Here is an 11,965-nt window from a genome sequence, read left to right on the forward strand (position 1 = left end):
CGGACGCGCCGCCCCTTTGTGCTGCCTGCGGGCTAATCCAGCCAGTGCTGCCGGCCGAGGCTGATCAGCCGCATCTGCCGGGCGGCGACCTGGGAGACGCGCTCCCGCTCGGCCTCCGAGGGCTCCGGCGACTCCGGCGACTCCGGCGACTCCAGGGTCTCCAGGAACAGCGAGGCGGTGATGAGCATCTGGTCCACGTAGAGGTGGGCGAGCATCAGCAGGTCGGCGTCGTTCCACCCTTCGGCCTCGGGGTCCTTGGCCAGCTCGGTCTTGACCTCCTCGGCGAACCGGGCGAGTTGGTCCCGGATCGCCTCCCGCACCGGCTGCACCCCGCCGTGCCGCTCCCGGGCGATGAACCGGATGTGCGCCGGATGGGCGGCCACGTAGTCGGAGATCAGCCGCACGGCACGGGTGATGCGCTCCTCGCCGGAGGTGGAGACCGTGGTGCGGACCATGGGGTGCAGGCTGCCGAGCGCCTCGTCGACCAGGGCGACGCCGAGGTCGGCGGTGGAGCGGAAGTGCCGGTAGAAGGCGGTCGGGGCGACGCCCACGGCCCGGGTGACCTCGCGCAGTCCCAGGCTGCTCAGGCTCTGCTCCTCCAGCAGGGCGAGCGCCGCGTCCAGGAAGGCCTGGCGGGTCTTCTGCTTCTGGGCCTGTCGGATGCCGAGGGTGTGACTCATGTCATCCAGTTAACAACTGTTCTCCGGAATTGGAAAGCCGTGCGAGTTGCTAGACTCAAAGTCAGTGAACAAGTGTTACTACAACCGTTCACCCAAATGTAACTCGGAGGGGGATCGAACCCATGCTGTTCCTCGTCGCCGCACTCATGCTGTTCGGCGTGGTGCTGGGCACCGTGGCCCACGCGCCGCTCGACGTCACCGCCGGACTGGCCGCCGTGATCGTCGTCTGGCTGGCCGTCTTCGCACTCCGCGAGCGCCTCGCCCGTCGCCGCACCTCGGCCAACTGACCTTCCGCCCCCGCTCACTTGAGGAGCCGAGCATGATGCAGCTCACCGCACCCGCCACCCCCCGCCCGCAGACCCGCACCCGCGACGCCGACGGCATGGCCGTGGCGTCCTTCATCCTGGGCCTCCTGGGCCTCCTGGTCCTGAACCTGTTCCTGGGCCCGATCGCGATCATCCTGTCCCTGGTCTCCCTGTGGCGCGGCACCGCCCGCAAGGGCCGCGCATACCTGGGCCTGACCCTGGGCGTCGCCGACCTCGCGGTCCTGGCGATCGCCATGGCGGCCTCGAACACGGTCTCCTGGAGCCTGTAGACCTGACCTTCGAAGCGCCGTCCACAGCAGCGCCCCTTCAGGGGCGCGGGGCTGCGCTGAGTCTGCGGCTCCGCCGCGCGGGCGCGACCAGCCACGAACCACCGGCACCCGCAAACGGCGACCGACCCCTACGGCGCTGGGCGACCTGCACCCCGCCCCCCGTAGAATCGACGTCATCATGGCCTACCTCGACCACGCCGCCACGACCCCGATGCTCCCGGAGGCAGCCGCGGCCCTCACCGCGCAGCTCGGCGTCACCGGCAACGCGTCTTCCCTGCACGCCTCCGGCCGCAAGGCCCGCCGCACGGTCGAGGAATCCAGGGAGACCCTCGCGGAAGCGCTCGGCGCCCGCCCCAGCGAGGTCGTCCTCACCTCCGGCGGCACCGAGGCCGACAACCTCGCGGTCAAGGGCCTCTACTGGTCCCGCCGCGACGCCGACCCGGCCCGCACCCGGGTCCTCGCCAGCCCCGTCGAGCACCACGCGGTCCTGGACGCCGTCCACTGGCTCGGCGAACACGAGGGCGCCACGGTGGAGTACCTCCCCGTCGACTCCCACGGCCGGGTCCACCCCGAGGCGCTGCGCGAGGCGATCGAGCGCAACCCCGACGACGTGGCCCTCGCCACCGTCATGTGGGCCAACAACGAGATCGGCACGGTCCTGCCGATCCGCGAACTCGCCACCGTGACCAACGAGTTCGGCATCCCGCTGCACTCCGACGCGGTCCAGGCCTTCGGCCAGATCCCGGTGGACTTCGGCGCCTCGGGCCTCGCCGCGATGACCGTCTCCGGCCACAAGGTCGGCGGCCCGTACGGCATCGGCGCCCTGCTGCTCGGCCGTGAGTACACCCCCGTACCGGTCCTGCACGGCGGAGGCCAGGAGCGGCACGTCCGCTCCGGCACCCTCGACGTCCCGGCGATCGCCTCGTTCGCGGTCGCCGCCCGCCTCGCCGCCGAGCGCCGCGAGTGGTTCGCCCGCGAGGTCGGCGCCCTGCGCGACGCGCTGATCGACGCCGTCCGTACGGCCGTACCGGACGCGATCCTCGGCGGTGACCCGGTGGACCGCCTCCCGGCCAACGCGCACTTCACCTTCCCCGGCTGCGAGGGCGACTCGCTGCTCCTGCTGCTCGACGCCCAGGGCATCGAGTGCTCGACGGGCTCCGCGTGCACGGCCGGGGTCGCCCAGCCGAGCCATGTCCTGCTGGCCACCGGCACCGATCCCGACCTGGCCCGCGGCACCCTGCGTTTCTCGCTCGGCCACACCTCGACCCAGGCCGATGTCGACGCGGTCGCCAAGGCGATCGGCCCGGTGGTGGAGCGGGCGCGGGCCGCCGGCCTCAGCTGACCCGGCGGGCGTTCCCGAACACCTCCGCGACACGCGGAATTCGCGCCGACTCGGCTGCAAAGAAGGTGAGTTGGGGGTTTTGCCTCCAGGGATCCCACAGTGCGTGGCCATGGCCCGCCTCAGGTCGGTCCGTAAGTTCTCCCGGCATGACAGACAACGCCTCTGCCTCCGAGCAGACCCCCGAGCCCGTTTCCGTCGACTCCGTCTCCGCCCAGTCCGGTCGTCACCGCACGGACAACACCATGAAGCGGCGGCGCGTGCTGATCGGCGGCGCCACCATCGCCGCGGCCGGCGGGCTGATGGCCGCGGGCCTCGCCTCCGCCGACACCACCACCTCGGAGAGCGACTCCGACGCCGCCACCACCGTCGGCAGCGACGCCTCCTCCGACGTCTGCACCCTCACCTCGGAGGTCACCGAGGGCCCGTACTGGCTGGCCGGCGCGCTCGTCCGCGAGGACATCCGCGAGGACCGGGAGGGTGTCGAGGTCCAGTACACCTTCACCGTCGTCGACCAGGCCAACGACTGTGCTCCGCTGGAGAACGCACTGGTCGAGATCTGGCACGCGGACGCCCTCGGCGAGTACTCCGGCTACGTCGGCAAGAACGGCCACACCGAGACCGACGACAGCACCTTCCTGCGGGGCGGTCAGACGACCGACTCCAACGGTCAGGTGAGCCTCGTCTCGATCTGGCCCGGCCACTACGTCTCCCGGGCCGTGCACGTCCACATGCGGGTGCACACCGACGTGACGCTGACCGACGACTCGTACACGGGCGGCTCGATCATCCACACCGGTCAGCTCTTCTTCGACGCGGACATCAACTCCGAGATCCAGGCGGCCTCGCCGTACTCCGACAACACCACCACGGAGACCCAGCTCGACGACGACACGATCTACGACGACGGCGGGGCCTCCTCCGGCCTGCTGACCCTGACCGCACTGGGTGACAGCGTCTCCGACGGGTACGCGGCGACGCTCACCGTGGGTGTCAGCTCCTCCTGAGGCCGACGGGCCCGGAGCACCTGGCACCGCAGGTCCGGTGGCCGCCCCGTCACGGCCGCCGGGCCGGCCGCTCAGCCCAGTGCGCGGGCCAGCGCCCGGAGCTCCTCGTCGGTGGCGAGGCGGTTCTCCCGGGACATCAACTGCCTCACCTGACCGAGCAGTTGGTCCAGGGCGGCCGGCGGCAGCTCGATGCCGAGGGCCGCCGTCCGGTCGGCCAGGGTGTAGGGGCCGCTGTCCGGGGTGAACGGGATCCGGCGCTCGTTGCCGACCAGGGACGGTTCCACGCAGTTGTGGAGCAGCGGGTCGACGGCCGTCTCCTGGGTGATGAAGTCCAGGCCGCCCCAGCAGAACGCGTCCGGGCCGGTGAGCGGGTGGTTCCAGGCGGTGCGGTGGCCCGTCAACTCGGCTCCGAGCCGGGCGAGTTCGGTGAGGGTCTCGGTGCGGATGCCGGTGCGGACGCCGTAGACGGCCTCGAAGGCCAACGCGGTCGCGGCGAGATCGGCGTTGCCGGGGCCGCCGCAGTAACCGTTGACCGACAGCTCGACGGCACCGGCACCGGCCCGGACGGCGGCGACCGCGCAGCCGACGGCCAGTCCGAAGGTGTTGTGCGGATGCAGACCCACCGCCACGTCCGGCGCCAACTCCCTGGTCCGGCACACGAGATGGCCGTACGCCTCGGGGCTCAGCGCACCCGGCCCGTCGAAGAGGGTCAGTTCGCCCGCCCCGGCCGCGGTGAGCGCCGCGACGGTGGCGGCGTGGTCCTCCTCCGTCAGGTACGACACCATCAGCATCGGCGCGATCACGTCCAGGCCCAGCGAGCGGGCGTACCCGATGAGCCGGGCGGCCCGGTCCAGTACGGCGGTCCGGTCGCGCGGGGTGTCCGGGGTGCGCCACTCCTCGCCCCGCCACGCCGCCGCGTACACGTCGGGCCGGTAGAGCAGCGCCGTCTCGCCGAAGCCCTGCACCCACACCTGCACGGCGTCGTAACCGGCCCGCGCGGCCCGGTCGATGTCGTCCGTCGAGCGCATCAGCGGGCAGATCACCCGGCACTCCGGGTTCTCGCCCTTGACCAGGTCCACCTCCGCCTTCAGCACGTCCTCGGCGCGCCCGCCGGGCCCGGCGGTGACGACCTCCGGCACCCCGGTGGCCACCACCCGCCGCAGAAACGCCCGCTTCGCCCCGGCCGGGGCCGTGACGCCCGGCAGGGTCTCCAGGGAGCGCAGCGTCGCATCCCGCAGCCGGACCGCTCCGGGCAACGAACCCACCACGTCCGTACGGCGGTTGAGCGGGCTCACCGACCAGCGGCCGGGCTCATGGGCGCCGGGCGTCCGCCGCGCGGCGAGCTCGGCGCGGAAGCGGGCGATCTCCTCCGGGGTGAAGACGGGGGGTTTGCGCACAGGGGTCCTCCAGATTCCTCGCGTACGCCTTCCTCGCGATGCCCCATACAAGCCCTCTGTCGACACCCTTGGCAAGAAGACGCCGAAGATCTGCGCAGCAAAGGTCTCATGTTTACTTTGTGTCGACACTTGGCTATGACTGTCGGCAGGCTCCGATCCCCCATGGAGGGAGACTCCTGTGCTTCAGGACATGCCCCGACCTCAGTCCCCGCCCCCCGCCGGGCGGCTCGCCGGCAAGGTCGCCGTCATCGGCGGCGCCGGAAGTGCCGGCCCCGGCTGGGGCAACGGCCGTGCCGCCGCGGTGCTCTTCGCCCGCGAGGGCGCCACGGTCCTGCTCACCGACCGGGACAAGGACGCGCTGGAGGTCACCGCGGACCAGGTCCGCGCCGAGGGCGGCACGGTCCGCACCGACCTCCTGGACGTCACCGAACCCGACGCCGTCCAGGCCTACTTCACCGAGGCGGCGGCCCGGACCGGCCGCATCGACATCCTCGTCAACAACGTGGGCGGCTCCCGGCCCGGCGGCGCCGCCGAACTGGGTCTGGACGACTGGGAGAGCCAGCTGCGCACCAACCTGACCAGCGCCTTCCTCGCCTGCAAACACGTCATTCCGGTCATGCGGCGCGGTGGGGGAGGGGCGATCGTCAACACCGCCTCCTGCTCCGGGCTGCGCTGGACCGGGGCCGCGCAGGCCGGGTACGCGGCGGCCAAGGCGGCGGTCATCCAGCTGTCCCGGGTCACGGCCGTCCAGTACGCACCGGACGGCATCCGCGTCAACACCGTCGTCCCGGGGCAGTTGCACACCCCGATGGTGGAGGCCCGGCTGGCCGGGCAGCGCGCCGGCGGTGATGTCGAGAAGCTGCTCGCCCAGCGCCAGGCCCGGATCCCGCTCGGCTTCATGGGGGACGGGCGGGACACGGCGTACGCGGCGCTGTTCCTGGCCTCGGACGAGGCGCGGTTCGTGACCGGCACCGAGATCGTCGTCGACGGCGGAATGACGGCGCGCTGTGACTGAACCCGCCGCGACCGCCCTGCCCCGCACCCCGCCGCCGGGCTGCCCGCCCCCGCATCCCGCGCCCCGGGTGCCGAAGCTCCGCCTGCCGCCGGGCAGTTGCGACGCCCACTGCCATGTCTTCGGGCCCGCCGACGTCTTCCCGTACGCGCCGGAGCGCACCTTCACCCCGCCGGCCGCGCCCAAGGAGCAACTCCGTTCCCTGCACGCCCACTTGGGCCTGACCCGGGCGGTGGTCGTGCAGTCGTCCTGCCACGGCCACGACCACCGGGTGCTGCTCGACGCCCTCGCGGCCGGGGAGGGGTGGCTCCGGGGCGTGGCCCTGATCGGCGAGTCGACCGGCCGGGCCGAGACCGAGGACCTGCACCGGGCGGGGGTACGGGCCTTCCGGCTCAACTTCCTGCCCCATCTGCGGTCCCGGCCCACCAGCGCGGAGATCGACGCCGTGCTGGACCGCGTGGACGGCCTCGGCTGGGCCGCCCAGCTCCATGTACGGGGCGAGGACCTGCCGGACCTGACGGACCTCGTACGCGCCCTGCCCGGCCGGGTGGTCATCGACCACATGGGCCGCGTCGACCTCGCGGCGGGCCGGGACGGTCCGGCGGTGCGCAGCCTGCGCGCGCTCATGGACACGGGGAAGGTGTGGGTCAAAGTGAGCGGCGTCGACCGGGTCTCTCTGGAGGGACCGCCGTTCTCCGACGCCGTCGGCCTCGCCGCATCCCTCGTCGCGTACGCCCCCGAACGAGTCGTGTGGGGCACCGACTACCCACACGTCAACATCACCGGCGAGCCCCCGGACGACGGCCTCCTGGTCGACCTCCTCGAACACATCGCCCCCGACCCGGCCCACCTGCGGCAACTCCTGGTGGACAACCCGGCCGAACTCTTCGACTTCGAGGCGACAACGCGCCCCAAAGGGGCGCGGGGAACTGCGCGATCAACCACAACAGCGCCGCACCCAACCGACAACCCATCTTTCCGGACTCCCCAACAAGACACCTAGTGTCGCCAGAGATGCCAGATATTCCGACTGCAGATGCCTTGAAGGCAGAAAGTGTCGACAGTATGGTCCCGGTTGATACGCGTGAGGAGACGGCCATGCACCAGCTGCCCCAGTGCACCCTCATCCGGCGCGGCGACGCGGCCTACGAACGGGCCCGTCTCGACGCCGTCTGGAACGAACGCAAACCCGACCGCCACCCGGACCTCATCGCGCTCGCCGGAACCGAGCGGGACGTCGTCGCGGCCGTCCGGCTGGCCCGCGCCGAGGGCCGGCGGATCGGCATCCGCTCCGGCGGACACAGCTGGGTCGGCAACGGCGTCCGCGACGGCGGCATGCTGCTCGACCTGTCCCGTCTGACCGAGGTCACCGTCGACCCGGCCGCCCGGACGGCGATCGCACAGCCCGCCGCCACCGGACCCGCCCTGCTCGAAGCCCTCGCCCCGCACGGCCTGTTCTTCCCCACCGGCCACGCCCCCACCGTCGGCCTCGGCGGCTTTCTGCTCGGCGGCGGCTACGGCTGGGACTCCCGCCACCTCGGCCCGGCCTGCCTGAGCATCCGCGCCGTGGACGTCGTCCTCGCCGACGGCACCCTGGTCCACGCCACCGACGCCGGCCACCCCGACCTGCTGTGGGCGGCCCGCGGCAGCGGCCCCGGCTTCCCCGGGGTCGTCACCCGCTTCCACCTCGCGCCGCACCCGGCCCCGAAGCGGCTGCTGCGCACCCTGCACAGCTACCCCCTGGACCTCCGCGACGAGGTGCTGGCCTGGACCTACGACATGCTCGAACTCCTCCCGACGGAGGTCGAGTTCTCGGCCAAGGTCGGCTTCGTCGAAGGCCTCGACCGGCACACCGTGTCGGTCACCGCGACCGCCTTCGCCCAGGACCACGACTCCGACCCGCTCGCGCCGCTGGAGACCGCGCCCTTCCGGGACAAGGCGCTGCGCGCGGTCGTGAGCGCCGGGACGAGCATGGCCGAGCTGTACGGGCACGCCGACCGGATGACGCCGGCCGGGATGCGCTGGGCCCTCGACGGCATCTGGACCGACGAGCCGGTCGACAAGGTGCTGGACGCGGCCCGGCCGCTGTTCGACTCGATCCCGGACACCACCAGCCATGTCCTGTGGATGCTGTGGGGCGGCTTCCCACAGCGCCCCGACGCCTGCTGGTCCAGCCAGGCCAAGCTCTACCTGTCGCCCAACGCGGGCTGGACGGACCCCGCCGAGGACCTCGCCCACGAACGCTGGACGCACGGCGAACTCGCCGCGATCCAGCACCTGTCGAAGGGGCTCCAGTTCTCCGACAACAACCTCGCGGACCGCTTCGACCACGGGCTCGGCCCCGCGGCCGCGGCCCGCCTGGAGGAGATCCGGGCCGTGTACGACCCCGAGGGTCTGTTCCACACCTGCATGACTCCCGCCGAGTCCACCACCGCCTACGCCGCCGCGGGCCCCGCGCGGACGCATTGATCCTTGCCCTTAAGGAGAGCCGTTCCATGCCCACCTCGAGAATCCCGCGGCGCCGCACCCTCGTCCTGCTGACCGCCCTCGCCGCCACCGTGTCCCTGACCGCCACCGCCTGCGGCGGCGACTCGGCCGCCGGCACCCGGACCGCCGACGGCAAGGCGGAGATCACCGTGCTGCGCTCCAACGGCGCCGTCTTCGAGCCGCTCTACATAGCCGAGCAGCAGGGCTACTTCAAGGCCGCCGGCCTGGACGTCACCATCAAGGCCGGCGCCCAGGACACCTCGCAGAACGCGCCGTCCGTCCTCAACGGCGAGGCCCAGTTCGCGATGACGGACAGCTCCGGCTTCCTCAAGGGCGCGGCCCAGGGCCTGCCGATCCGGATCGTCACCGGACTCCAGTCGGCGACGACGAGGACCGCCCCCACCGACGGCCTGCTGGTGAAGAAGGACAGCGAGATCACCTCCTTCAAGGACCTGGAGGGCAGGACCGTCGGTGTCTCCGCGCTCGGCGGCACCATCCAGTTCATCTGCGAGTACCTGACCCAGAAGGCCGGCGGCGACCCCTCGAAGATCAAGTTCGCGGCGCTGCCGACGACTTCGCTCACCGACGCCGCCAAGTCGGGGAAGACGGACGCGGTGTTCTCCTTCGGCCCGTTCTACTTCGCCGGCAAGGACAGCGGCCTGCGGTCCATCGGCAACGGCATGAACGACCTGCCCGGCATGGTCCAGGGCCTGCTGTTCGCCGGCCAGAAGTACCTGTCGGCCAACGGCGACACCGCGAAGAAGTTCGTCGACGCCGTCGCGAAGGCCATCACCTACGCCGACGCGCACCCGGCCGCCGTCAAGGCGATCGACAAGAAGTACACGCAGGTCGACGCCGGTTTCATCGACTCGCACGACATCAGCTACTACGACAAGAACCTCGACAGGACGATGATGCGCACGGTGATCACCAAGATGCACGAGTTCGGCCTGCTCGACAACGAGCCCAAGGACGCCGACGTGTACTGGGACCAGGCGCCCGTGGTGACCTCGTGAGGGTCCTGCGGGTCCGGCTCCTCCAACTCGGCGCGCTGGCAGCGGTGCTGGCCCTGTGGGCGCTCGTCGCGGGGGCGGGCGTGGTGAGTTCGACCGCGCTGCCGGGCCCCGCCGCCGTGGCCGCCGCCCTCGGCGACCTGCTCGGCAGCGGCACCTACTGGCAGGCCGTCGGGGACACCCTGGACGGCGCGGTCACCGGCCTCGCGGTGGCCGTCGTCGTCGGCATCCCGGCCGGCCTGGTCACCGGGGTGTACGCGGCGGCCGAGGAGTCCTCCCGGCTGCTGGTGGAGATCCTGCGCTCCTTCCCGGTGATCGCACTGCTCCCGGTGTTCCTGCTGGTCCTCGGCTCGACCCCGGGCATGAAGGCCACGGTCGTCTTCATCGCCTGCGTCTTCCCGGTCCTGCTCCAGTCCCAGTACGGCGCCCGCAGCGTGACCCCGTCCGTCCACGAGACCGTACGGACCTACCGCATCCCCCGCCTGCTGCGCTTCCGCCGGGTGATCCTGCCCGGTGCCGTTCCGTCGGTGATGACCGGCCTGCGTCTTGCCGCCACCACCTCCGTGCTGGTCGCCATCGGAGTCGAGGTGCTCACCACGCTCCCCGGCATCGGCCACATGATCATGGAGTCGCAGCAGGCCGGCGCCTCCGACCGGGCCTACGCCTACATCCTCACGGCCGGCGCGATCGGCTACTCGATCACCCTGCTCGCCCAGTACGCGGAGCACCGGCTGCTGCGCCGGCGCCCCCCGGTCCGGGCGGGGGAGGCGACATGACCGGTCGCGTCCTCCGCCAACTCTGGCTCCCCTCCTCGGTGTTCGTGATCCTGCTGCTCTCGACCGCGGGCAGCACCAGCTTCTACTTCCCGCCCCTGACCACGGTCCTGCACACCCTGTGGGACCAGCTCGCGGGCGGCGGCCTCCTCGACGACCTCTGGTTCAGCCTCCGCAACATCGTCCTCGGCCTGGCCCTCGCCACCGTCGTCGGCATCGTCGCGGGCCTGGTGATCGGCGAGGTCCGCACCCTGCGCCTGGCACTCGGCCCGCTCCTCGACTTCGCCCGCGCCACCCCGACCGTCGGCTTCGTGCCCGTCATCATCCTCACCCTGGGCATCGGCTCGGGCCCCAAGGTCTTCCTGATCTTCCTCGGCTCGCTCTGGCCGATCCTGCTCAACACCGTCGCCGGGGTGGGGCAGATCAACCCCGCCGTGCACGAGACCTCGCGCAGCTACCGCGTCCCCTGGCACCTGCAACTGCGCCGGGTGGTCCTCCCGGGCGCCCTGCCGCAGATCTTCGCCGGCATCCGGGTCGCCCTGTCCATCGCCGTCGTCCTCATGGTCGTCAGCGAGATCTACGGCTCGCCCATCGGGCTCGGCAACTTCATCCTGCAGAGCGGATCGAGCTTCCACGTCGCCGACACCTGGGCCGGCACCCTGCTCATCGGCATCCTCGGCTACGGCCTGAGCGTGCTGCTCCTGCTCTGCGAACACGCCCTGCTGGGCTGGTACCAACAGCGCGCCCCCCGGGCGCCCCGCACGCCCGTCGCGTCCGTCGAGAAGAAGAGCAACGGAGTGGTCGTATGACCCGCGGATCCGCCCTCCACGTCGAGGACCTCTGCATGACCTTCGGCCGGGGCGGCCCGCAGGAGCACCGGGTGCTCGCCGGGCTGAACCTGCGGGTGGAGCCGGGGGAATCGGTGTGCGTCGTCGGCCCTTCCGGCGCCGGCAAGACCACCCTGCTGCGCTGCCTCGCCGGACTCACCCCGCCCACCTCCGGCACCGTCCGCTACGGCGACCAGCGCCTGACCGGGCCGCACGCCGACATCGCCGTGGTCTCCCAGGACTACCGAGGCTCGCTGCTGCCCTGGATGCGGGTGTGGGACAACGTGGCCTTCCCGCTCCAGGGCCGTGGCGTGAAGAAGGCGGCCCGCAGGGCGACCGCCCTTGAGTGCCTGGACGCCGTCGGCCTCGCGGACGTCGGCGACAAGTACCCCTGGCAGCTCTCCGGCGGTATGCAGCAGCGCGTCGCCATCGCGCGCGGCCTCGCCTACGACGCCCCGGTGCTGCTCATGGACGAGCCGTTCGGGTCGGTCGACGCCCAGTCCCGGTTCGACCTGGAGGACCTGACCCTCCAGCTGCGCCGCCGCCTCGGCATCACCGTCGTCGTGGTCACCCACGACATCGACGAGTCCGTCTACCTCGGCGACCGCGTCATCGTCCTCGGCGGCCGTCCGACCGCCGTCCTCGACACCCTGACCGTGCCCTTCGGCACCGACCGCGACCAGCTCACCACCCGCGCCGACCGGCGCTTCGCGGAACTGCGCACCAGAGTGCTGGCCCGGATCCGCGGCGAACGCCTGGACCAGGACGCCGAGCCGGCCCACAACTGACCCACCACACCACCGGGCAGGGGGCTCGGCTCACCCCTGCCCGCACC

General features: G+C 71.9%; 13 protein-coding genes. 11 read left to right on the plus strand and 2 right to left on the minus strand.

Annotated features, from left to right (window positions below; genetic code table 11):
* Positions 1-32: 32 nt before the first annotated feature.
* Positions 33-680: a TetR family transcriptional regulator gene (locus ACWGKQ_RS37775; RefSeq protein WP_453296562.1), complete on the minus strand. Its 648-nt coding sequence runs from the start codon at positions 678-680 to the stop codon at positions 33-35.
* A gap of 122 nt (positions 681-802) precedes the next feature.
* Here ACWGKQ_RS37775 and ACWGKQ_RS37780 point away from each other — a divergent pair, with 122 nt between their 5' ends.
* From ACWGKQ_RS37780 to ACWGKQ_RS37795, 4 genes are all read left to right on the plus strand, one after another.
* Positions 803-967, plus strand: coding sequence for a hypothetical protein (locus tag ACWGKQ_RS37780; protein ID WP_453296563.1), 165 nt, complete (start codon positions 803-805; stop codon positions 965-967).
* 35 nt (positions 968-1,002) lie between these two features.
* Positions 1,003-1,275: a DUF4190 domain-containing protein gene (locus ACWGKQ_RS37785; RefSeq protein WP_453296611.1), complete on the plus strand. Its 273-nt coding sequence runs from the start codon at positions 1,003-1,005 to the stop codon at positions 1,273-1,275.
* Between the two features lie 178 nt (positions 1,276-1,453).
* Entirely contained in the window at positions 1,454-2,617 is a 1,164-nt protein-coding gene (locus ACWGKQ_RS37790; protein ID WP_453296564.1) for a cysteine desulfurase family protein, read from the plus strand.
* Between the two features lie 146 nt (positions 2,618-2,763).
* The gene (locus ACWGKQ_RS37795) at positions 2,764-3,621 is read left to right on the plus strand and encodes an intradiol ring-cleavage dioxygenase (protein ID WP_453296565.1); all 858 of its coding nucleotides are present in this window, start codon (positions 2,764-2,766) and stop codon (positions 3,619-3,621) included.
* Between the two features lie 71 nt (positions 3,622-3,692).
* On the opposite strand, the gene ACWGKQ_RS37800 is transcribed toward ACWGKQ_RS37795, so the two are convergent.
* On the minus strand, positions 3,693-5,018 hold the full coding sequence (locus ACWGKQ_RS37800) for a hypothetical protein (RefSeq protein WP_453296566.1): 1,326 nt from the start codon (positions 5,016-5,018) through the stop codon (positions 3,693-3,695).
* A gap of 190 nt (positions 5,019-5,208) precedes the next feature.
* Here ACWGKQ_RS37800 and ACWGKQ_RS37805 point away from each other — a divergent pair, with 190 nt between their 5' ends.
* From ACWGKQ_RS37805 to ACWGKQ_RS37835, 7 genes are all read left to right on the plus strand, one after another.
* Positions 5,209-6,033 (plus strand): SDR family NAD(P)-dependent oxidoreductase, encoded by an 825-nt coding sequence (locus ACWGKQ_RS37805; RefSeq protein ID WP_453296567.1) that lies wholly within the window; start codon positions 5,209-5,211, stop codon positions 6,031-6,033.
* The gene (locus tag ACWGKQ_RS37810; protein WP_453296568.1) at positions 6,026-7,033 is read left to right on the plus strand and encodes an amidohydrolase family protein; all 1,008 of its coding nucleotides are present in this window, start codon (positions 6,026-6,028) and stop codon (positions 7,031-7,033) included. Before ACWGKQ_RS37805 ends, ACWGKQ_RS37810 begins: the two co-directional genes overlap by 8 nt.
* Positions 7,034-7,128: 95 nt before the next feature.
* Positions 7,129-8,499, plus strand: coding sequence for an FAD-binding oxidoreductase (locus tag ACWGKQ_RS37815; RefSeq protein WP_453296569.1), 1,371 nt, complete (start codon positions 7,129-7,131; stop codon positions 8,497-8,499).
* Between the two features lie 26 nt (positions 8,500-8,525).
* Positions 8,526-9,533 (plus strand): ABC transporter substrate-binding protein, encoded by a 1,008-nt coding sequence (locus ACWGKQ_RS37820; protein WP_453296570.1) that lies wholly within the window; start codon positions 8,526-8,528, stop codon positions 9,531-9,533.
* The gene (locus tag ACWGKQ_RS37825; RefSeq protein ID WP_453296571.1) at positions 9,530-10,306 is read left to right on the plus strand and encodes an ABC transporter permease; all 777 of its coding nucleotides are present in this window, start codon (positions 9,530-9,532) and stop codon (positions 10,304-10,306) included. Before ACWGKQ_RS37820 ends, ACWGKQ_RS37825 begins: the two co-directional genes overlap by 4 nt.
* Positions 10,303-11,112 carry an ABC transporter permease gene (locus ACWGKQ_RS37830; RefSeq protein WP_453296572.1) on the plus strand — a complete coding sequence of 270 codons (810 nt, stop codon included), beginning with the start codon at positions 10,303-10,305 and terminating at the stop codon, positions 11,110-11,112. Before ACWGKQ_RS37825 ends, ACWGKQ_RS37830 begins: the two co-directional genes overlap by 4 nt.
* Complete coding sequence (locus tag ACWGKQ_RS37835) at positions 11,109-11,918, plus strand: ABC transporter ATP-binding protein (RefSeq protein ID WP_453296573.1); 810 nt, start codon at positions 11,109-11,111, stop codon at positions 11,916-11,918. Before ACWGKQ_RS37830 ends, ACWGKQ_RS37835 begins: the two co-directional genes overlap by 4 nt.
* Positions 11,919-11,965: the final 47 nt, after the last annotated feature.

Source organism: Streptomyces sp. NPDC054770 (assembly GCF_053611985.1).